Source organism: Halomicrobium sp. IBSBa, from assembly GCF_017612575.1.
Classification (GTDB): domain Archaea; phylum Halobacteriota; class Halobacteria; order Halobacteriales; family Haloarculaceae; genus Halomicrobium.
This window is the reverse complement of record NZ_JADPQC010000005.1, coordinates 1-19,637: the sequence shown is the minus strand read 5'-3', so window position 1 is coordinate 19,637 and position 19,637 is coordinate 1. Positions and strand designations below refer to the sequence as shown.

The window sequence follows — 19,637 nt, the reverse complement described above, 5'->3', positions numbered from 1 at the left end:
GTTAGTACAGCTCCTGAATTTCGCTCTCGATGTCCGCTTCGAGTTCGTCGATGTACTCGTTGTAGTCCTCCTGGACACCGATCCGGTTGAGCCGCGGGACAGCCTCGAGGTCCGTCAGCTCCTCGACCGGGACCCCGGCGTCGAGCGCGTCGAACGCCTCGTCGTTGTAGGTCTTGATGGCGTCGAGGATACGGTAGGTCTTCTCGGGCTCACAGTAGGTGTCCGTCGGGTGGAACGCGTTCTGCTGGAGCCACGCCTCACGCAGGTAGCGTGCGACTTCCAGCGTGAGCTGCTGGTCTTCCGGCAGCGCGTCCTTCCCGACGAGCTGGACGATCTCCTGGAGTTCCGCTTCCTCGTCGAGGGTGTCGATACCCCACTGGCGCTTCTCCGGCCAGTCGTCGCGGACGTTCTCGACGAACCACGGGTCGAGCTGGTCGCGATACAGGGAGTACGACTCGTTCCAGTTGATCGACGGGAAGTGGCGACGTTCCGCCAGGTCTGCGTCCAGCGCCCAGAACGTCTTGACGATACGCAGCGTGTTCTGGGTGACCGGCTCGGAGAAGTCCCCGCCCGGCGGCGAGACCGCCCCGATGACGGAGACCGACCCTTCGGAGCCGTTGATGTTCTCGAAGTAGCCGGCCCGCTCGTAGAACTCCGAGAGGCGCGCGGCGAGGTACGCCGGGTACCCCTCTTCGCCGGGCATCTCTTCGAGTCGGGAGGAAATCTCCCGCATGGCCTCGGCCCACCGAGAGGTGGAGTCGGCCATCAGTGCCACGTCGTAGCCCATGTCACGGAAGTACTCCGCGATCGTGATTCCCGTGTAGACACAGGATTCGCGGGCTGCGACCGGCATGTTCGAGGTGTTCGCGATGAGGCAGGTCCGGTCCATCAGCGCGTTGCCGGTGGTCGGGTCCTCCAGTTCGGGGAAGTCCTCGATCACTTCGGTCATCTCGTTGCCACGCTCGCCACAGCCGACGTAGACGACGATGTCCGCGTCGGCCCACTTGGCGAGCTGGTGCTGGGTGACCGTCTTCCCCGAGCCGAACGGGCCGGGAATCGCGGCCGTCCCACCCTTCGCGATGGGGAACAGACCGTCGAGCACTCGCTGGCCGGAGATCAGTGGCGTGGTCGGCGTCTGCTTCTCCTCAGAGGGGCGCTGCTGGCGGACCGGCCACTCCTGGCGCATCTGGATCTCTTCGCCGGTGTCGAGTTCGACGACCGGCTCCTCGACGGTGAAGTTACCCGACTCGGCGGCGACGACTTCGCCGCCGTCGGAGTCGGGCGGCACCATCACTTTGTGCTCGATACTGGGCGTCTCGGGGACGGTCCCGACGATGTCGCCGCTGGAAACTTCGTCTCCAGCCTCGACTTCGGGCTCGAACTCCCAGGTCTTCTCTAAGTCGATGCCGGGAGCGTCGACGCCGCGGTCGAGGTAGGGCGACCCCATCTTCTCTTCGAGAACGTCCAGCGGGCGCTGGACGCCGTCGTAGATCGCGTCCAGCATCCCCGGACCCAGGTCGACGGACAGCGGGGAACCGGTCCCTTCGACCGGTTCGCCCGGAGAGACGTCGGAGGTCTCCTCGTACACCTGGATCGTGGTGATGTCGCCTTCGATCTCGATCACTTCGCCCATCAGCCCTTCCGAACCGACGTACACCACGTCGTTCATCCGGGCGTCGAGGCCGGTCGCCGTGACGACTGGCCCCGAGACGCTGTCGATGACGCCGTCTTCACGGACGTCGGATTCTGTCGCTTGACTCATATTAGTCTTCCTCCATCAGGTCGATTCCGATCGCGCGTTTGATCTGGTCGCGCAGGCCACCACTGCCGGTGCCGCCGCCGAGTGTCACCATCACTGGTTCGACGCTCGTCTCGGCGTCCTTGCGCACCCCGCGCGAGAGGTGTGCAAGGTCGTCGTCGTGCATCACGATGATCCCGATCTCCTCGTCGTCGAGCATCTCCTCGACGGCAGCGTCGAGTTCCTCGTCTTTGTCGGCGTCCGGCACGTCGGCGAACTTCCGTACGCCGGCCAGCCGGAACCCCGTCGTGAAGTCGGGACTGCCGATGACACCGATCTCCTGACTCATAGTATCACCAGCTCCTGTTCGATCTCGTCGCTGTCGAGTCCGGCCTCGCGGCCCCGAGCGATCGCTCGGATGTTGTCGACCTCGCGCTCCTTGGCGAGGATATATGACAGGACCGGACAGACCGACAGCGGGTAGCGGTTCGACAGCTGGTCGGAGTACTCGAGCAGTGCCGCGTCGAGGGCGTGCTCGAACTCGATGAGGCTGTCGGCCGCTTCGAGCGTGTCGAGTGCCGCGTCGAGGTCGTCGCCGTACGTGCTCTCACGAACTCGCTGGACGAGCTGGTCGGTGCTCGTGGCGAGTGCGCCGATCTCGTCGGCGTCGAACAGGCGACCGCCCTCGATGTGGTACTCGGCCGGATCGATCTCTGCCCCGCTGCGAGCGAGTCGAAGGGCGTTCCGGAGGTTCCGGAAGTCGATCTCGGCCGTGAGAAAGGAGACGTACAGGCCAGTCGGCGAGTCGACTTCGGGCTGTGTGGGCAGCCCAGAGAGCAACACGTCGTAGAACGCCCGATCGAGCGCGTTCTCGAGCGGGACGAGCACGCCGCTGTCCTCGTAGTCCTGGTACGCCTCGGCGAGGTCGTCGCCGAAGATCGTGCCGTCGAGGAGTTCGACGACCTCCTCGATCGAACCGGCGGCGACGAGCTGGTCGAGCAGCTGTTCGGACAGTTCGCCGGCACGGATCAGGTCGTCCTCGACCTCGCTGGCGTCGGCTTCGGAGTACAGCCCCCGGACGATCGTCTTGACGTTCCACACGTCGAATTTCCGGAGGTAGCGGGCGACGTAGTCGTACAGTCGCCCGTCCGACCAGCGCAGCAGGTCATCGAAGTGCTTGGCGAGGTTCCGGTTCAGCGCGTACTCGACGAGGTCGACGCCGCTGTATCGCGCTCCCAGGGCGTTCATCTCGGTCTCGTACTCCGTCTCCTCCATGAACCGGGAGATCTCGGATGGACCCATGCGGACAAGCTTCCGGTAGTCGTCGTCGTCGAACAGCTTCGCTCGACGAGAGCGGACACGCGTGATGACGTACTCGTAGTTTGCGCTTTCCCAGTTCTGTTCTTCGAAGCGTACGGTCATTGCTCCTCGAAGAGCCGTGAACTGATGTCTCGCAGGTTGTTCTCCCAGACGTCGTCGAGAACGGAGTCGAACGTGTTGTTCACGCTGATACGCGAACTCTCGCTCTCGACGACGACCCCGCCCAGGCAGTCGTACTCGCCGGCCAGCTCGTAGCCGTCGTAGTCGGCGAGAATCGACTCCAGCAGGTCGGCGTCGTCGGCTCGCCCGTACACTTGCACACTGGCGTCGTCGTCGAACTCCGCCGTGGCAGCGTCCAGCAGCGTCCGCGTCAGCTCTTCTCGGCGATCGCCCTCGAGGGAGGCGATCTCCGCTTCGACGCTGTCGCGGACCGATTGGAGTACGTCGCGGCGAGCCTCGAGTCGCTCCTGCTTTGCCTCCAGTTTCGCACTGGAGAGTTTCTGCTCTCGCTCCTGCTCGATTTCGCGTTCGACCTCGGCCTGTCGCTCGTCGCGGATCTCGTCGGCGTCGGCCTCGGCCGCCTCGATGATCTCTTCGGCGCGCTCGTCGGCGTCGCTACGAATCTCCTCTGCACGCGCGCGGGCCTCGTCTCGGATGTCCTCTGCGACTGTTTCAAGACTCATAAATGGGTTTGAAAGGGGTGGAGTCTACTGTCCCAGCGTGAGGAACACGACGACCAGTGCCAGAATGACGATGGTCTCCGGGAGCACTGTCAGAATCAGGCCACGACCGAACATGGAGTCGTCCTCCGCGATCGCACCGACTGCGGCGGCACCGATTCCACGTTCCGCGTAGCCTGCACCGATTGCGGCGAGTCCGACGGCCAGCGCGGCGGCGGCCAGCGGTGGGATTGCAGGTGCAGCAGCGGTACTACCGACAAACGCTTGGAGTAGTGCGGATGACATTGTTGGAATCCTGTAGTTGGTTCCGGACAAGCGCATATGACCATACCGGAGTCATAAAGCTTCCCAAAACAGATGGTCACGGCCCTGCTCGGCTGGTTTGGGCCGTCTCGGCTGGGTCCTTGGGACGTGAACGCCTAGCAAGTACTCGGCCACCGACCGGGTGAAATTAGTTGGGACGGACGACCCGCGACGCGGCGCTGTGGCGAGAAGTGACTGTTCGAACCGCAGATCGGATCTTAAACAAACGATCATCTACAGAACGTGCGGATATTTGCCTGTTTTGTAATCGCCGTGGGAGACTCGTTGGCCAACAGACATTCTCGGAACGCCGCCGAGGTCCGACGGCGCGCACTCTCGATTGTCGCCGCTACAGCGTGTCAGACGACGACACCGTACCGATCGCTATCGCGTTCGCTCGACACGGGACATCGTTCGGTTCAGTCCTCGAAAAACCGATTACGTCCCATAAAACGCCGGGAGGATGTCAGTCCTCGGTCGTGAACTCGCGATCGTACCCGAACGGCTCGTAGGCCTTGCCGCCGCCCTCGAAGAACTTGCCGAAGAACTCGACGTATTCGAGACGGACGGCCTGGAGGCCGGCAGAGGTGATCCCGAGCACGAGCACCAGCAGGTGCCCGAGCACCAGGAGGACGATCCCGAACAGGAGGCCGACGATCGCCATCGACCCGTCGAGGTTCAGCAGTCCCTGGAAGACGACGTCGTCGGCGACCGGCTCCTCGGACATGAACCAGATCAGGTGGAACTCACCACCGTGCAGGGTCGCGCCGAACACGAGCAGGTTGACGGCCAGTGCCATCCCGGCCTTGGCCAGCAGCACCGCAGCGATCCGGGTGTAAGAGACGACGTGCCCGAAGCCCTGGGTGATCGACTCGATGAGACCGATCCCGCCTTCGGCGGCGATGACCATGACGAGTCCGACGATCGTCATGGCCAGCGCGACGCCGACGACCATCGTGAAGCCGACGCCGGGGACCGTGAACCGGAACAGCTCCAGAACGGGGAAACCGGTGAAGCCGATCGGCAGCGCCGCGCCGTCACCGCTCCCGAACACCTCGAACATGAACGCGGGCTTCGGTCCCATGGCGGTCCGGGTGAACACCCACAGCCAGAGGCCGACGGTGAAGAGGATCCACGAACCACTCTCCATGATCGCCTCACCGAGGCCGTGATCGAGGTTGTTGTAGAAGTCGAAGATCCGGCCCACGACGAGGTGGAGCACGCCAGCGATGACGCTGACGAGGAGCCAGGCCTGTCCGTACGCCAGGTAGTGTGGCTGGAGCCCCTTGTGGATCGGCGGATGACCGTTCCAGAGGATATCTCCGAGCTGGTGGAGACCGAACAGTTCACCGTACAACACGCCGAAGATGGCGGTAAACAGGCCAGACAGCAGGCCGACACCGCCCAGGCTCTTGACCACGTCGTTGTCGAAGGACTTCAACAGCCAGTAGCCAAGTCCCATGTAGAGGACCCCGTAGCCGAGGTCACCGATCATGAACCCGAAAAACGCCGGGAACGTGAGGAAGAAGACGACCGTCGGATCGAGTTCGTCGTACTGGGGTCGGTTGATGATCTCGACGAGCGCCTCGAAGGGCTTGACGACGCCGGGATTGTCCTGGATGACCGGCGGGCGGCTGTCGCCCATCGTCACGAGACCGCCGTCGGCGGCGACCTCCTGACTCTCGGTCTCGTCGCTGGCCGACGCTTCGACGGTCTCGCCGGTCGACGCACCGCCCGAGCCGCCGGAGTCGTCGGTCTCGACCGTCTCGGTGGACTCTGGGTGGCCCTCCTCGCTGTAGTCTGCGCGTTCGAGTTCGTCGACCTCGATGGCCTCGCCGACGGCGTCGGTCAGTGCTTCCGCGAGGTCCGCGTACCGATCCGAAGGGATCCACCCCTCGGCGACGAAGGCGTGTTCCGTCGTCGCGAACGTCAGCGGTGCCTCGCTCTTTTGCACGTCGATCGCCAGCTTCTCCTCCGCCGCGAGCAGGAAGCCGGCGACGTCGAGGCGCAGGTCTTCGAGTTCGTCCTCGACGGTCGTGAGCTTCGATTCGAGTTGCTGCTTGCGGTGCTGGAGTTCCTCGCGGTAGGACTCGGGATCAGCCTCGCTGTCGGGGACGGTCAGCTCGGTGAACGTCGCGCTGACGAGGGCATCCTGCAGTGTGTCCTCGTCCGTGCGTGCGGCCACCGCGATGACGTCGTCTTCCTGGAAGAACTGGTAGAGGTCGACGTCGCTGTGTGCGAGTGCGTCCCGGACGGTCTCGATGTCGCCTTCGCCGACGACCACGGACAGGTTCTCGTATCCCTGGAGGAGGTCCAGATCGATCCCCAGCGTGACGAACGGGTCGATCGTCTGGATCTCGTCTTCGATCGTTCGGAGTTCGTCCGTGAGTTCGTCGCGTCGGTCGTCGAGTTCGTTGACCGTCTGACGGATCTCTTCGAGTTCCTCGTCGAGTGCCTCGTCGGTCACCAGCCGCGTCGGGCCGGCGTCGGCCTCGTCGACGTCGAGGATCGACTTGAGCGATCGAACCGTGACGAGCTTCTCCGAGGCATTTTCGGCCCCCTCGGCCGGGTCGCCGGGTTCGAAGTAGTCCCACGAACCGTCGTACTCGGTGACGTGCAACAGTCCCAGGTCGTGGACGGTCTCGATGACGTCGTCCATGACGCGTTTCGAGCCGGTCACCGAGACGCGGCTCATTCGCTCAGGTCTGAGCATGTACCGCCTCCTCGAACAGTTCTGTGACGTGTTCGATCACGTCCTCGGTGCGCTCTTGGGCGCGCGATTCGAGATCGTCGCGGGCCTGCTCGCCCTCTTCGAGCAGTTCCTTGCGGTCGGCCTCGATTTCGGCACGAGCCTCCTCGAGACGCTCCTGGGCTTCCGATTGGGCCTCCTCCCGGGCCGTCTCGCGGATCTGCTCGGCTTCCTCGCGAGCGTCTTCGAGTCGTTGCTCACGGTCCTGTTCGGCCTCGTCGACAATGTCGTCGGCGTCCTGTTCGGCCGCTTTGATACGGTCGAGAACTTCTGGCCGTGGCATTCTCTAATCACCCTGACGTTGCTGTAGCGGCTATTTGGTAGTTGCGAAGTTGGCCCAGTTCTGTGGGGAGCGACGCGCCGTGAAAAAACGACGGGTGTCGAACGTCACCGGCCCAATGGACTGTCACCGCGACGACGATCCGGGGCAATTATGCTTGCCAAGCCCAAAGCCTGAGCAATGGGAGTCCTCGAAAACAAGTCGCGTGCGCGGACGTTCTACAAGTACCTCTCGAAGGTGTACGACCGTGTCAACCCATTCATCTGGAACGAGGAGATGCGCGACGAGGCGATCGCGAAACTCGACATCGAACCGGACGATCACGTCCTCGACGTGGGGTGTGGCACCGGCTTCGCCACGGAGGGACTGCTCGAAGCGACCGAACACGTCTACGGACTCGACCAGAGCGCCCACCAACTGGAGAAGGCGTACGCGAAGTTCGGCAAGCGTGGTCCGGTCGCGTTCCACCGCGGCGACGCGGAACGGCTCCCCTTCCAGGACGACACCTTCGACGTGGTCTGGTCGTCGGGATCGATCGAGTACTGGCCCAACCCCGTCGACGCGCTCGAAGAGTGTCGACGCATCACCAAGCCCGGCGGACAGGTGCTGATCGTCGGCCCCGACTACCCGAGCCAGAGCGTCTTCCAGAAGCTCGCGGACGCGATCATGCTGTTCTACGACGAGGACGAGGCCGACCGGATGTTCGAAGACGCCGGTTTCACCGACTTCGAGCACTTCATCCAGCAGAACAGGCCGGGGAGTCCGAAGGCCATCACCACGATCGCACGCGTCCCCGAGTGAGACAGACGGTAACGGTCGAGAAAAGCCGTACGAGACAGCCGTAACGTGACTTGCCCCCTGGTCTGTACAGGCCGTCAACTCGCCGTCGTACGGACGACCCCGACGGTCGTGTCACCGGCGAGAAGCCGGACCACGACAGTGTCCCCAGCTTCGGGCAGCGGCGCGTTCGTCGACGCGATGCGAAACGATCCCTGTTCGCCAGCTCTCCAGGTGCCGTCGTCGGCGCTGTTGAACGGGCCGGTGGGGCCGCCTCGAAACCCCTCGGCGGCGAAGAACGGCACCGGCGGCTGGGAGTCGAGTTCGTCCCCACCGACGGTGACGACCAGCCGCAGTCGCTCGACGGAGACGGTGTCCCCGCCCCGGTGTGTCAAGACCAGCGTATCGGTTGCGGCGTCGGCAGTCAGGGAGAACGACGCCGTCGGTGCCGGCGTCGGGGTATCGAGAGCGACGGCGGCGGTACCGACCGCGGTCGCGGCCAGCACCGTCAGCGCGAGCAGTAGCGCGACACCGACGACCGGCGAGGTGGCCCGGTCCATACGGCCGGTGTGGCCCGTTCCGGTTTGAACGTCAGGGTGGCAGCCGGGCGTCGAGGACGGTGCCGTCGTCGGTGCTGACCGTCAGCGGAACGCCGGGCCGTGGTTCGACGGTCCAGAGCGTCCCGTCCTCACCGGTCGTCCCGACGTACTCGCCGTCGATCCGAACGGTACCCGACACCGGCTCGCCGGTCACACTGTCGACCAGCCGGACGTGCATCGGTCCGGTTTCGTACGTCCGGTTGATCTGGAGCCGGAGCGAGTCGTCCTGTTCGGTCACCGTGTCGGTGACTGGAATCGCCGCCAGCGACTGGCGCTGGCGTTCGCGGAAGACGTTGGTGGTCCCACCGTCGAGATACGCCGTGAGGTCGCCGCTGGTGTACTCGGCACGGAACCGGTAGATGCCGGTCTCGCCGATTGCCTGGCCCGACGGCGAGGTGTCGTTAGTCACCCAGGGGTACAGCTCGATGCCGCGACGGTTGGCCGCGTTGACCAAATAGAGATCGCTCTCCCGGAACTGATCGGTGGCGTCGGGCCGGCGCTCGTCGGCGAGATACGTCTCGCGGTAGTACGAGTCGCCGTCGACCATCGCGAGCGTGTACCCCGAGTCCGAACTCTCGACGTAGATCGATTCGATCCTCCGGTCACCGGTGACGGCCTCGCTGGCACGCTGGGCGACCGGCCCGCGGAGCACCTCGACTTCGCCTCTGAGGTTCTCGATACGCGTGTCGAGTTGTCGCGGGAGCGAGTAGCTCGACCGTCTGGCGACATCTTTGACCCGACCGATCGTCGCCGAGATCTGCCTCGCCTCGGTGTCGATCAGTGCCATCGTCCGAACGAACTTCGTGGTGGAGATCGTCCCGGACGCGTACGCCTTGATGGCACCGGCACGTCGGACGCGCAACTCGTCGGACCGGGTCTCTGCCCAGCTCACTTCCGAGCGGATGATCTCGGACCGCTCGCTGGTCGAGGAGGTGTCGTAGAACTCGTTTTCGAAGGCGGTCGTCCGATGCTGTCCGCGGAGGGACGCGGCGTCGGTCGCGACTGCCGTCCCGATGTTGACGTTGACGGCTCCGTGATCGGAGATCGTCACGTTGCCAGGCGGAATCGTCAGGTAGTTCGCGAACTCTTGGATCGGGACGATCACCGGCGACGGATCGTCGAACTGCGCCGCTGTCCCCTGTCCAGCAGGGACGGGACCCGCAGCCACGGCGGGCAGCGACAGCACGACGAAGAGGAGGGCGAGGATCGAGACGGTGGCGGGACGCATTGTTACGCCCTTCTCCCCCGTCCCACAAAAATCCCTCTCTTCCGTGGGACCGTCGTTCTCCGACGAGAGTCCGCGAGACGTTTCAACGACGGCGCTGACGTTTTATCCCGTGATGGAAAGCGTTTTCCTCCCGGGCAGCACAGTCACGGGGTGAAGATGTCACACCGGTTACGAGCCGCCCACTTCGCCCTCCTGCTGGTGGTGCTCTCGGCACCAGTTGCGGCCACCAGTGGCGTGGTCGGCGGTGTCGACGCCCAGCAAACACCCCCGCAGACAGCGTCGTCGACCGCCAGCCACACGACGATCCTGATACAGCTTCGGTCTGACGGTAACGCCACGTTTTCTATCACGGCCAGCGGCTTCGACGTCGCGAGCGAGCAGGAGCGAGACAGTTTCAACACGACGGCAGAGCGGTTCACCGAGGGCGAAGCGGACACGCTCGGGCTGTCGGCGTTCCGGCGGGCGAACACGGCCGCAAGCGAGGCGACCGGCCGTCCGATGGAACTGCGCGACGTACGACGAAGCAGCAACCTCACCAACGGGACGCTGACGCTGTCCTTTACCTGGACCAACTTCGCGCGCTCGGAAGGGGAGACCCAGTACGTCGACGACGTGTACAACACCACGGATCCCTGGCTGACCGGTCTAGAAGCGGATCAGACGCTGATCCTCGAGTTACCGCCGGATGCCGTGATTCGGACAGTCCCGAAGCAAGTTCGGGACGGCCAGATTGTCTGGGAGGGGCCGACGGCGTTCACGGAGTCCGAACTCGAACTCGCCTACAATCCCGGAGCAGAGGGGCCGTCGGGATCGCCCTCCCCCGGAGCGGGTCCCGGTGAGGATCCCGACGGCGGATTGTCGCTGCTCTGGGGTGGCCTCGCCCTGATGGGTGCCGTGGTCGCCGTCTCCGGAGTCTACATGCTGTTGCTTCGGGACGACAGCCTCATAGATCGCGACGCGTTCGACGGTGGTCCCCTCGCAGAATCCGACGACGACGGGGACGAACCACCCGCGAGTGCGCCGACAGCGGCTCCGACGGAGAACGACGACGCGCCCGACCAGGAGATCGACGAAGAGCTGCTCAGCGACGAGGAACGCGTCGAACTCCTGTTAGAGCGCAACGGTGGACGAATGAAGCAGGCGAACATCGTCAAAGAGACCGGCTGGTCGAACGCGAAAGTCTCACAACTGCTCTCCTCGATGGAAGAGGACGGCCAGATCGACAAGCTCAGGATCGGACGCGAGAACCTGATCTCGTTCCCCGACGAGGACGTCACGGACATCGAGAACTGAGACCGTCGTGAACCCCGGATCGCGGATACGGCGGGGAGCGTCGGGAGCCGAAAAACTCCCGTCGCGTGGTCAGTGGTTCGGAAACGTTTATTCGGTGGCCGGTCCCACTGCGTGGTATGAAAGTCCTTGTCACGGTAAAGGAGGTGACCGCAGTCGACGACGAGTTCGAGATCGACGGACTCGACATCGACGATCGGTACGTCACGGCCGACCTCAACGAGTGGGACGAGTACGCCGTCGAGGAGGCCGTCCAGCTCTCCGAATCGCTCGACGACGTCGAGGTCGTGACGGTGACGATCGGCCCCAGTGACAGCGAGGAGACGATCCGACAGGCGCTGGCGAAGGGTGCCGATCGCGCGATCCGTGTCTGGGACGACGCCCTGGACGACGACGCGATGCTCGATCCCGCGACGAAAGCGCGCCTGCTCGCGGCCGTCGCCGAGCAGGAAGACCCCGACCTGATACTCACGGGCGTCCAGTCGGCCGACGACAGCCTCGGCGCGACCGGCGTGACCCTTGCCGACCAGCTGGGGACCGAGTGGGCGGCCGTCGTCAACGCGCTCGACCTCGACGCCGAAGCGGGCGTCGCACACGTCCACCGCGAACTCGAAGGCGGCGTCGAGGAGCTGACCGACGTGGAGCTGCCCGCCGTGCTGACGATTCAGACCGGGATCAACGACCCCCGCTACGCCAGCCTCCGCGGGATTCGACAGGCCCAGAGCAAGGAGCTGGCCGAGAAGACCCTCAACGACATCGGGCTCGACGCGACGGCGCTGGACAGCCCCATCGAACAGACCGCGCTGTACGAGCCAGAATCCGAGGGTGACGCGACGCTGTACGAAGGCACGCCCGAGGAAACGGCCGGCGAGCTGGCTGGCCTGCTCGCCGAACGGGGGGTGGGCCAATGACGGTCCTGGCCGTCGCCGAACACCGCCGCGGCGAGTTGCGAGCCGTGAGCCACGAACTCGTGACCGCCGGCCGCGAGCTGGCCGACGCGACCGACGGCGACCTCCACGTGGCCGTCGTCAGCGGCTCGGTCGAGGAGTACGCCGATCGGCTCGACCGCGAGGGCGTCGACGTGATCCACACGGTCGCCCACGGCGAGGAGTTCAACCACGACGTGTACACGCAGGCAGTCACGCAACTGGCCGACGAGATCGATCCCACGGTACTGCTCATGCCCCAGAGCGTCAACGGGCTCGACTACGCGCCGGCCGTCGCGAACCGGCTGGGCCTGCCGCTGATCACCGACGCCGTCGATCTCGCCTACGACGACGGCCTGACTGCCACCCGAGAACTGTACGGCTCGAAGGTCGAGACCACGATCGACAGCCACGCCGACAGCACCGCGGTCACGATCAGACCCGCCGAGTGGCCCGCAGCGGAGGGCAGCGGCGACGCCACGGTCGAACCCTTCGAGGCGACGATCGACGAGTCGGCGATCCGCTCGACGGTCACCGGCTTCCAGGAGGTCGGCGGCGGCGACGTCGACATCTCGGAAGCCGACGTACTCGTCTCGATCGGTCGCGGCATCGAGGAGGAGGAGAACCTCGATCTGATCCGCGATCTGGCCGACACGCTCGACGCGACGCTGTCGGCGTCCCGGCCGATCGTCGACAACGGCTGGCTGCCCAAAAACAGGCAGGTCGGCCAGTCGGGCAAGGTCGTCACGCCGGACGTGTACATCGCCATCGGCATCTCCGGCGCGGTACAGCACGTCGCCGGGATGAAAGGCGCAGACACGATCGTCGCGATCAACGACGACCCCAACGCGCCGATCTTCGACATCGCCGACTACGGGATCGTCGACGACCTCTTCGACGTGGTGCCGGCGCTGATCGAGGAGTTCGAGGGCTAGTCCGCGGTTCACGCGAGCGGCTCTCAGTCGTATTTTTCACCCATACTCGATCATAGAACCAGTCTCAAGGTCCCAGCAGGCGGGCAGTACAGAGGAACAAGACAGCACATCGGTCCGATACGCAGAGATCGTCTGTCAAGAACGACGTGCTGCATAGAGGGGTAGTGTTCAGATAAGAGACGCGGCGTGGTGGCGTTCAGGCACCGAAAGCCCTCGCGCAGTTGCGGTCCCGCGACTCGCTGCGCGCTCCGCGTGCTTGCGTCGTCGGGGTTCCCGCAAAGGCCCGCCGGTTGCACCGGCTGGCTATAACGTGACGGCGGAGCCGTCACGCAGCGCTCGCCCTTTCATCCGCCAGGACGTAGCTGGTGGCACTGTCCACGAGCCTGGTGGATGAACGGGCGAGGCGCGGTAAGCGGATCTGCGCCGGCACTATTCGACCAACGGGAGAATATCCGGCACAGATCCGCTTAGCGTGCCGAGGGCTTTCGGTGTGTTCGCTCCAGTTTGGCCCGCTTATCTGAACACCGCCTTGTATCCTACACAAAGGAATTTACACCACACATTCGTTTCGGAAATTATGGTTGATTTGTGTCGTCGAAAACTCTCCCGAGATCTATCGGCGATTATAATTGCGATAATGCTGGTTCTGTCTGGGTGTGCTGGGGTAGAGGAATCAACCGACACCAGTTTCCCGAGTTCGAATAAAAACGTGTCACCGTCATCTGTTCCAACTGACGAACCGGTCGGCACCGCGGGGTCCGAGACGGATCTCGACGTGCGGAACTACGAGGACGTGCCGGCGGCGTTAAACATCAGCATCATCCGAAACGAGACGGACGACGTAGTCTTCCGGAAAAATCTCACCGTGAACCCCGACGAAGTGTACGACTTCGACGTGCCGTTCCCGGAGCTGGGAAATTACACCGTCAGGACGACGTGGAACGGAACCATCTACAGCTACGGCTGGATGCTGGAGTACACCGACCCGAGCTACGAACTCATCATCCGACCGTGGGATGGGAAAGTCAGGTATACGAAGAGTGCCGCCTGAGCCGACTCGCCAACGCGACTGCGCCCTTTCAGTCACACCTCGTGGCTAAGGACAGCTTTTCAGCAAAGTAACACCTTAATACGAGAAAGGCTCAAGATTAAAACAGTATGAAACGCAGAGACGTACTCGGAGTGGGTGGGCTACTCCTGGGAGGAAGTGCCATCGGGACAGCCGTTGGAGTCGGTCCTCTGGACTCGGATACCACCTCAGAACCAGCGTATTTCGATGAGGAACAAATTGTCTATGAACGAGAACCACTCCAACTCCGCGCACCGACTGACACTGTTCGTCGTGGAGATTCCATTACCTTCGAACTCCACCATACCGGGACATCCGAGGGCATCAGTTTGGGATGTAACAACCCCTGGGCAATCCAGTCGTACGAGGACGGAACATGGAAACACCTCGTATGGACGGACCAGCGATGGACTCAATTGTGTCTTTCGTTGATCCGCCCGAGTGGCACCCTCACAACAACAGTCACCCTGTCAGAAACTGCGATGGCTGACCATCAGGACATTAGTGAAGATGAGGCCAGGGTTTCGTTCAAACCGGGGAAGTATCGGTTCGTCCTGGTCTCGACAGATCCACCGTTAGCAGTCAATTTCCGAATACTCCCAGCGGAAAAGATGGTTCTGAGGTAGTGCCGGCGCTGATCGAGCAGTTCGAGTGAGAACGCCGTCGCTCGTCGGTGTTCGAGAGACGGGGTAGGAAAGCCAGCGAGAACCACGCGTGGAAACCACGCGGGCCGAAAGATCGCTGGCCGACCGTGCCGTCGTGTGTACGTCTTCGCTACCGGTACAAGAGGGCTCCGGTGTCGGGGCCGACCGAGACCGGCACAGGGGCGGCGGCGAGAAGCAGACGGATGAGTAGGTACTTTTTGGGGTAGTCCTAAGGACCGATGATGGAGTACTTACAGCGGCGTCGGGACCGCGTCGAGGAGCGGCTGGAGGCCGTCCTCGACGGGGTCGAACCCGACGAACTCGCCGACGAAGTCCGCCACGTGGCCCTGGCCGGCGGGAAGCGCGTTCGGCCGACAGTGACGGTGCTGGTCTGTGAGGCGCTGGGCGGAGAGCCCGCCGACGCGGTGGAGTTCGCGGTCGGGATCGAACTGGTCCACAACGCCTCGCTGGTGATCGACGACATCATCGACGAGTCCGACGTGCGTCGCGGGACGCCCTCGGCGTGGGCGGCCTTCGGCCACGGGCCGGCCATCATCGCCTCCGACGGGCTGCTGGGCGAAGCGTTCGCACTCTTTTCCAGCGACGAGCGGGCCATGCAGGCCGTGACCGAGTCGATGGTCGAACTGGGCGAGGGCGAGGCGACCGAACTCGTCAGCCAACCGACCAACGAGACCGAGTACATCGAGCTGGCCCGCCGGAAGACCGGCGCGCTGTTCCGGGCGGCGGCAGAACTGGGCGCGATCGCGGCCGACGCCGACGCCTACACGGTCGAGGCCTTCGGCCAGTACGCCGAGCGGGTCGGCGTCGCCTTCCAGATGCGCGACGACGTGCTCGACGCGACGGCCGACGCGGAGAAGCTGGGCAAGCCGGCCGGCCAGGACGCAGAGATGGACCGTCCCTCATTCGTCGAGGTGACCGACCTCACGCCAGCGGAGGCCAACGAACGGGCTCGCGCGGAGTCCGACGCCGCGCTCGAAGCGCTCGCGACCGTCGACACCGACGACAGCCAGGCGACGGAGTACCTGCAGGATCTGGCGGAGTTCGTGGTCGTCCGCGAGCGGTAGCTACCGCCCGTGGAACCGGTACAGCGAGGTGACGTAGGGCAGCCGGTTGAACAGCCAGATCGCGACCGGGATGCCGACGATCGTCATCGACAGCGCGGCGGCGACGTTGGCCCACAGCCACGAGAGCCACCAACCCACGAGCACGAAGTAGATCGCCCGCACCACGAGCGAGTGCTGTGACGCGCCGGCACCGTCTTCCAGCGACCGGGGTTCGGCCAGCGTCAGCACCGTCGGGACGAGGTTGATGAGCTTGATCCCGAACGGGAGCAGGATCACGGTAACGTTCAACAGCCACGCGACGTTGACGACGATCGGCGTGAGCCACCAGCCCACGAGGACGAACCAGAGGGCACGGACGGCGAAGGAGCGCTGGGTCATGTCGAGGGGTAGACGATGAGTGGGTATATGCTTGCTGTCGCGGGTGGAGCACAGTGCTTAAGCGACGGCTGGGACTATCCCAGCACCATGAGAGTACTCGCGACGGTCGGGCTACCGGGCAGCGGCAAGGGCGAGGCCGCCAACGTCGCCCGCGAGCTGGACGTGCCGGTCGTGACGATGGGAGACGTGATCCGGGCGGAGTGTCGGGACCGCGGGCTGGATCCGGCGACCGAGCACGGCCGCGTGGCGACGGCGCTGCGCGAGGAGAACGGGCCGGCGGCCATCGCCGAGCGGTCGCTCCCGCTGATCGAAGACGAGCTCGCGTCGAGCGACGCCGTGCTGGTCGACGGCGTCCGGTCGGACGTGGAAGTCGACGCCTTCGAGGCGGCGTTCGGCGCGTCGTTCTCGCTGGTCAGCATCGAGGCACCGTTCGAGGTCCGGAAAGCGCGGCTGGCAAAACGGGGCCGAGACGGCGACCGCGACGACGGCGGTGAATCCCTCGAAGAGCGCGACGAACGCGAGCGAGGCTTTGGCATGGACGCAGCGATGGAGCGGGCCGACGTACACATCGACAACACCGACAGTCTGGAGGCGTTCCAGTCGAAAGTGCGGACGCTGCTGGCCGACGGCGTCGACGCCTACCGGAGCCAGTACGACACCGCGGAGGAAGACGCATGAGCACGGTCTACAGCGTCGACGTGCGGGTGACTGCGCCGGTCCACGACACCGAGGTGACGGATCGAGTCGCCGACGCCGTCACCAACATCTTCCCGGCGGCCGATCCCAGCTACGAGGGCGACCAGATCGTCGCGACGTGTCACGACATGAGCCACGTCTCGGAGCTGCTCCACCGCGAGGAGATCCTCGACACGGCGCGGGGCGTCTTCCTCGACACGCTCGACGACGACACGTTCACCTTCGAGTTGAACAAGCAGGCGGCCTTCGAGGGGCGGATCAACTTCTCGGTCGGCGGTCCCGCAGAGCTCGGCGACATCCACGTCCGAGTGCGCGTGACCGAGCCGTCGGCCGGGGCCTTCATCGACGCCATCGCACCGCCGACCGAGGACGGCGCACCCATCGACACCGAATGAGTACCACGACGGCGATCTGTTTCGACCTCGACGGGACGCTGGTCCAGTATGATCGCTCGTTCGACGAGATACTGACGACGACCTTCGAGCGCGAGCTCGGGACCGCGACCGAGGAGATGGTCGGGGCCTACGAGACCGGTTTCTTCGACGCGTTCGAGGGGTGTACGCCGGAGCCGTACCACGCGGGGATGCGGGCCGCGCTGGCGGAAGCCGAGATCGACGCCGACGCCGACGCGCTCGTGGCGGCGCTGCGAGACGAGGAGTTCGCAGCCACCAGCGTGTCGTCGGCCGCGCGGGACTGTCTCTCGGAACTGGGCGCGGACGAGGCGACGACGCTCGTGGTCTGTAGCGACGGCGTCGGCGAGTGGCAGCGCGCGAAGATCGACCACCACGACCTTGGCGCGCACTTCGACGAGACGGTGATCTCCTACGACGTGGGCGGGCACAAGACCGACGGCGACCCCTACGACGCCGTCCGCGAGCGTGTCGACGCCGAGGAGTACGTGATGGTCGGCGACAGCCACGAGTCGGACGTGGTGGCCGCCCGCGAGGCCGGTTTCGTCCCGGTGCAGTACGAGGACGCCGAGACGGACCTGTTCGCGATCCTCACCGCGATGCTGTGATCACTCCTCGAAGCCGCTGACGAAGATCGCGACCGACTCGCCGATCTCGCGGCGGCGAGAGAGTCTGACCTCGTCGACCCACTTGACCCACTGGAGGCCGCGGCGTCCCGGCGCGACCAGTCGCATCGGCGCGCCGTGGCCGTGCGTGAGGGGGTCGCCGTCGACGTGGGTCGCCAGCAGTGCGTCCTCGGCCTCCGAGACGGGGAGCGACCAGCGATACCCCGTCACGGAGCGGAACTGGACCCACCGAGCGGCGTCGTCCGGGTCGACCGCCGCCAGCAGCTCCGCGACCGCGACGCCCTGCCAGTCGTGCTCGGAGTACCAGCCGCTGGTGCAGTCGAGGACGGCCCGCCGCTCGTCGGCACCCTCGGGGTCGTCCAGTTCGAGGTCGTCGACACCGAACGTCGCGGGATTGGCGACTCGGCCAGTGACCGATAGCGCCCACTCGTTGGAATCGATCGGGTCGGGGTCGTCGGCCATCCAGCTCGTCGGCGGGAAGGCGTTGCCCTCGTCCGTCCCGACCTCGCGGGAGCCGGTGAAGCGCCGGTCCGCACCGGCCGTATCGAGAACGTCGTTGAGCACTCGCTGGCTCCGCCAGGTCAGGGCCGCGATGCCGGCGATCCCGGCGTACTGCAGTGCTGTGCGGCGGTCTCGGCTCGGCACGTCGCGTGGGTCGTGAAAGCGATGGCGAAGGTGCAAGAGGAGGACGACCGGGACGACCAGCCCGACGCCGATGTGGAGGTTCAGCAGGCCCCAGGGACCGATCGAGACCGAACCGCCCAGCACCCACCACAGCCCCGTTGCGAGCGCCGCCGCGGTGACGACAGCGAGAGACAGCGAGAGGACGCGCGGCCCGGTCAGGCGATCGGGCGTGACTCGGGGCGCGACTCTGCGGAGCTTGAAGACGAGGAGGACGACCAGCCCGATCCCCGCGATCGCGTGGAGATCGAAGACCCAGGCCTGCGCAGGGACGCCCGCGACGAGGCTGTAGAACCCCGTCGCGAGGATGAACGCGACCGCGGCGGCGAGACTCCAGTCGAGGACGCGCGGGCCGGGCTCCAGCCACCGGAGCGGTCGCGCGGGGAGCCAGTCTGGCCGGCGCATACCCCAGCTTGGGGCCGGATCGGTTTGTGGGTGTCGCGGGCGTCGGCGCGCGACGCTCGCGAGCAGTCAGTACGACGCCGCGGCGACGACCGTCCCGTTCGCGGCGCGCAGGGTGGCGGTGTCGCCGTCGTTGTTCCAGATCGGGCCGTTCCCGCGGTAGAACTCGGTGGGAGTGTCGGTCCCCGATCCGGAGTAGAGTCGGACCGAGCCGTTCGCGGGCACCGTCGCGCCCGGCGGGAAAGTGTAGCTGTGGCCGGCCTCGTCGGTGAGCGTCCAGTCGCCGATCGCGAGCGGGTCGCCGCCGGGGTTCGAGACGACGACGAACTCGCCGTTGGGGTTCTCGCGGTCGTCGCCCGGCGCGTCGGCGACGATCCGGAGGCCGACATCGCCGGTCGGCGTGGCCGGGTCCCCACAGGCCCAGACGCCGCGGCCGGCGTCCCGCGCGGCCCGTTCGTGCTCGTAGAACCGTTCCGACAGCGAGAACGCGCTGTCGTACACCCGCGCGTGGCCGTTCGCGACGAGTCGCTCGTTGGCGTCGACGCCGTCGACGACGAGGTAGGCCAGCAGCCGATCGTAGCGGTCCCGTCGGTCGGTCTGCGGGTCGACAGCGACGACGACCGGCTCGCCGCCGACGAGGGCTTCCAGCGCGCGGGTCGCGTTGCCGGCGGCCCGTTCGAGACAGGCCCGGCCGGCCGCGGTGTCGGGGACGCCCTCGAACTCCGCGGGGTTCGTCCCGCCGCGGGTCTCGGGAGTGTCGATCCCGAGCAGCCGGACGGTGTCGAAGGTCCCGTTGTCGTACCGGATCTCGACGGTGTCGC

21 protein-coding genes are annotated in these 19,637 nt (G+C 65.4%); 9 read left to right on the top strand and 12 right to left on the bottom strand.

Features of this window, described 5'->3' with window-relative positions; translation table 11 throughout:
• Window position 1: 1 nt before the first annotated feature.
• From IL252_RS12705 to ahaH, 7 genes are all read right to left on the bottom strand, one after another.
• The gene (locus IL252_RS12705; protein WP_208628287.1) at window positions 2-1,762 is read right to left on the bottom strand and encodes an ATP synthase subunit A; all 1,761 of its coding nucleotides are present in this window, start codon (window positions 1,760-1,762) and stop codon (window positions 2-4) included.
• Between the two features lies 1 nt (window position 1,763).
• Window positions 1,764-2,087, bottom strand: coding sequence for a V-type ATP synthase subunit F (locus tag IL252_RS12700; protein WP_153552411.1), 324 nt, complete (start codon window positions 2,085-2,087; stop codon window positions 1,764-1,766).
• Window positions 2,084-3,160: a V-type ATP synthase subunit C gene (locus IL252_RS12695; RefSeq protein ID WP_208628286.1), complete on the bottom strand. Its 1,077-nt coding sequence runs from the start codon at window positions 3,158-3,160 to the stop codon at window positions 2,084-2,086. Before IL252_RS12695 ends, IL252_RS12700 begins: the two co-directional genes overlap by 4 nt.
• On the bottom strand, window positions 3,157-3,741 hold the full coding sequence (locus IL252_RS12690) for a V-type ATP synthase subunit E (RefSeq protein WP_153552409.1): 585 nt from the start codon (window positions 3,739-3,741) through the stop codon (window positions 3,157-3,159). Before IL252_RS12690 ends, IL252_RS12695 begins: the two co-directional genes overlap by 4 nt.
• 24 nt (window positions 3,742-3,765) lie before the next feature.
• A complete protein-coding gene (locus IL252_RS12685; RefSeq protein WP_015762244.1) occupies window positions 3,766-4,023 on the bottom strand; it encodes a hypothetical protein in 258 nt (85 codons plus the stop codon).
• A gap of 484 nt (window positions 4,024-4,507) precedes the next feature.
• On the bottom strand, window positions 4,508-6,754 hold the full coding sequence (locus tag IL252_RS12680) for a V-type ATP synthase subunit I (RefSeq protein WP_208628285.1): 2,247 nt from the start codon (window positions 6,752-6,754) through the stop codon (window positions 4,508-4,510).
• Window positions 6,741-7,073 carry an ATP synthase archaeal subunit H gene (gene ahaH, locus IL252_RS12675; protein WP_170093430.1) on the bottom strand — a complete coding sequence of 111 codons (333 nt, stop codon included), beginning with the start codon at window positions 7,071-7,073 and terminating at the stop codon, window positions 6,741-6,743. Before ahaH ends, IL252_RS12680 begins: the two co-directional genes overlap by 14 nt.
• Window positions 7,074-7,250: 177 nt before the next feature.
• Between ahaH and IL252_RS12670 the strand changes: the two genes are divergently transcribed.
• Window positions 7,251-7,871 carry a methyltransferase domain-containing protein gene (locus IL252_RS12670; protein ID WP_208628284.1) on the top strand — a complete coding sequence of 207 codons (621 nt, stop codon included), beginning with the start codon at window positions 7,251-7,253 and terminating at the stop codon, window positions 7,869-7,871.
• A gap of 74 nt (window positions 7,872-7,945) precedes the next feature.
• Here IL252_RS12670 and IL252_RS12665 read toward each other — a convergent pair whose 3' ends face one another.
• Window positions 7,946-8,407 (bottom strand): type IV pilin, encoded by a 462-nt coding sequence (locus IL252_RS12665; protein WP_208628283.1) that lies wholly within the window; start codon window positions 8,405-8,407, stop codon window positions 7,946-7,948.
• Window positions 8,408-8,438: 31 nt separating this feature from the next.
• Window positions 8,439-9,674: a hypothetical protein gene (locus IL252_RS12660; protein WP_208628282.1), complete on the bottom strand. Its 1,236-nt coding sequence runs from the start codon at window positions 9,672-9,674 to the stop codon at window positions 8,439-8,441.
• A gap of 156 nt (window positions 9,675-9,830) precedes the next feature.
• On the opposite strand from IL252_RS12660, the gene IL252_RS12655 reads away from it, so the two are divergent.
• The 5 genes from IL252_RS12655 (at window position 9,831) to IL252_RS12635 (ending at window position 15,623) form a co-directional block, all read left to right on the top strand.
• On the top strand, window positions 9,831-10,967 hold the full coding sequence (locus IL252_RS12655; protein ID WP_208628281.1) for a hypothetical protein: 1,137 nt from the start codon (window positions 9,831-9,833) through the stop codon (window positions 10,965-10,967).
• Between the two features lie 116 nt (window positions 10,968-11,083).
• Window positions 11,084-11,875 (top strand): electron transfer flavoprotein subunit beta/FixA family protein, encoded by a 792-nt coding sequence (locus IL252_RS12650; RefSeq protein ID WP_208628280.1) that lies wholly within the window; start codon window positions 11,084-11,086, stop codon window positions 11,873-11,875.
• The gene (locus IL252_RS12645) at window positions 11,872-12,825 is read left to right on the top strand and encodes an electron transfer flavoprotein subunit alpha/FixB family protein (protein WP_208628279.1); all 954 of its coding nucleotides are present in this window, start codon (window positions 11,872-11,874) and stop codon (window positions 12,823-12,825) included. Before IL252_RS12650 ends, IL252_RS12645 begins: the two co-directional genes overlap by 4 nt.
• A 577-nt stretch (window positions 12,826-13,402) precedes the next feature.
• Window positions 13,403-13,876 (top strand): hypothetical protein, encoded by a 474-nt coding sequence (locus tag IL252_RS12640; protein ID WP_208628278.1) that lies wholly within the window; start codon window positions 13,403-13,405, stop codon window positions 13,874-13,876.
• A gap of 904 nt (window positions 13,877-14,780) precedes the next feature.
• Window positions 14,781-15,623: a polyprenyl synthetase family protein gene (locus tag IL252_RS12635; RefSeq protein ID WP_049940754.1), complete on the top strand. Its 843-nt coding sequence runs from the start codon at window positions 14,781-14,783 to the stop codon at window positions 15,621-15,623.
• On the opposite strand, the gene IL252_RS12630 is transcribed toward IL252_RS12635, so the two are convergent.
• Window positions 15,624-16,001, bottom strand: coding sequence for a YccF domain-containing protein (locus IL252_RS12630; RefSeq protein WP_208628277.1), 378 nt, complete (start codon window positions 15,999-16,001; stop codon window positions 15,624-15,626). It lies immediately after the preceding gene.
• An 87-nt stretch (window positions 16,002-16,088) separates the two neighbouring features.
• On the opposite strand from IL252_RS12630, the gene IL252_RS12625 reads away from it, so the two are divergent.
• The 3 genes from IL252_RS12625 to IL252_RS12615 are packed head-to-tail and all read left to right on the top strand — an operon-like array spanning window position 16,089 to window position 17,715.
• On the top strand, window positions 16,089-16,679 hold the full coding sequence (locus tag IL252_RS12625) for an AAA family ATPase (protein WP_208628276.1): 591 nt from the start codon (window positions 16,089-16,091) through the stop codon (window positions 16,677-16,679).
• A complete protein-coding gene (locus IL252_RS12620; RefSeq protein WP_208628275.1) occupies window positions 16,676-17,092 on the top strand; it encodes an RNA-binding domain-containing protein in 417 nt (138 codons plus the stop codon). Before IL252_RS12625 ends, IL252_RS12620 begins: the two co-directional genes overlap by 4 nt.
• A complete protein-coding gene (locus IL252_RS12615; RefSeq protein WP_208628274.1) occupies window positions 17,089-17,715 on the top strand; it encodes an HAD family hydrolase in 627 nt (208 codons plus the stop codon). The genes IL252_RS12620 and IL252_RS12615 overlap by 4 nt, the downstream gene beginning before the upstream one ends.
• Here the strand turns inward: IL252_RS12615 and IL252_RS12610 are convergent, their stop codons facing one another.
• A complete protein-coding gene (locus IL252_RS12610; RefSeq protein WP_208628273.1) occupies window positions 17,716-18,819 on the bottom strand; it encodes a molybdopterin-dependent oxidoreductase in 1,104 nt (367 codons plus the stop codon).
• Between the two features lie 66 nt (window positions 18,820-18,885).
• On the bottom strand, window positions 18,886-19,637 hold a 752-nt coding region (locus IL252_RS12605), incomplete at its 5' end, for a lamin tail domain-containing protein (protein WP_208628272.1).

Coding starts and splice junctions, on each gene's coding strand:
- IL252_RS12705 (WP_208628287.1), bottom strand. CDS start 1,762: ATGAGTCAAGCGACAGAATCCGACGTCCGTGAAGACGGCGTCATCGAC.
- IL252_RS12700 (WP_153552411.1), bottom strand. CDS start 2,087: ATGAGTCAGGAGATCGGTGTCATCGGCAGTCCCGACTTCACGACGGGG.
- IL252_RS12695 (WP_208628286.1), bottom strand. CDS start 3,160: ATGACCGTACGCTTCGAAGAACAGAACTGGGAAAGCGCAAACTACGAG.
- IL252_RS12690 (WP_153552409.1), bottom strand. CDS start 3,741: ATGAGTCTTGAAACAGTCGCAGAGGACATCCGAGACGAGGCCCGCGCG.
- IL252_RS12685 (WP_015762244.1), bottom strand. CDS start 4,023: ATGTCATCCGCACTACTCCAAGCGTTTGTCGGTAGTACCGCTGCTGCA.
- IL252_RS12680 (WP_208628285.1), bottom strand. CDS start 6,754: ATGCTCAGACCTGAGCGAATGAGCCGCGTCTCGGTGACCGGCTCGAAA.
- ahaH (WP_170093430.1), bottom strand. CDS start 7,073: ATGCCACGGCCAGAAGTTCTCGACCGTATCAAAGCGGCCGAACAGGAC.
- IL252_RS12670 (WP_208628284.1), top strand. CDS start 7,251: ATGGGAGTCCTCGAAAACAAGTCGCGTGCGCGGACGTTCTACAAGTAC.
- IL252_RS12665 (WP_208628283.1), bottom strand. CDS start 8,407: ATGGACCGGGCCACCTCGCCGGTCGTCGGTGTCGCGCTACTGCTCGCG.
- IL252_RS12660 (WP_208628282.1), bottom strand. CDS start 9,674: ATGCGTCCCGCCACCGTCTCGATCCTCGCCCTCCTCTTCGTCGTGCTG.
- IL252_RS12655 (WP_208628281.1), top strand. CDS start 9,831: ATGTCACACCGGTTACGAGCCGCCCACTTCGCCCTCCTGCTGGTGGTG.
- IL252_RS12650 (WP_208628280.1), top strand. CDS start 11,084: ATGAAAGTCCTTGTCACGGTAAAGGAGGTGACCGCAGTCGACGACGAG.
- IL252_RS12645 (WP_208628279.1), top strand. CDS start 11,872: ATGACGGTCCTGGCCGTCGCCGAACACCGCCGCGGCGAGTTGCGAGCC.
- IL252_RS12640 (WP_208628278.1), top strand. CDS start 13,403: ATGGTTGATTTGTGTCGTCGAAAACTCTCCCGAGATCTATCGGCGATT.
- IL252_RS12635 (WP_049940754.1), top strand. CDS start 14,781: ATGGAGTACTTACAGCGGCGTCGGGACCGCGTCGAGGAGCGGCTGGAG.
- IL252_RS12630 (WP_208628277.1), bottom strand. CDS start 16,001: ATGACCCAGCGCTCCTTCGCCGTCCGTGCCCTCTGGTTCGTCCTCGTG.
- IL252_RS12625 (WP_208628276.1), top strand. CDS start 16,089: ATGAGAGTACTCGCGACGGTCGGGCTACCGGGCAGCGGCAAGGGCGAG.
- IL252_RS12620 (WP_208628275.1), top strand. CDS start 16,676: ATGAGCACGGTCTACAGCGTCGACGTGCGGGTGACTGCGCCGGTCCAC.
- IL252_RS12615 (WP_208628274.1), top strand. CDS start 17,089: ATGAGTACCACGACGGCGATCTGTTTCGACCTCGACGGGACGCTGGTC.
- IL252_RS12610 (WP_208628273.1), bottom strand. CDS start 18,819: ATGCGCCGGCCAGACTGGCTCCCCGCGCGACCGCTCCGGTGGCTGGAG.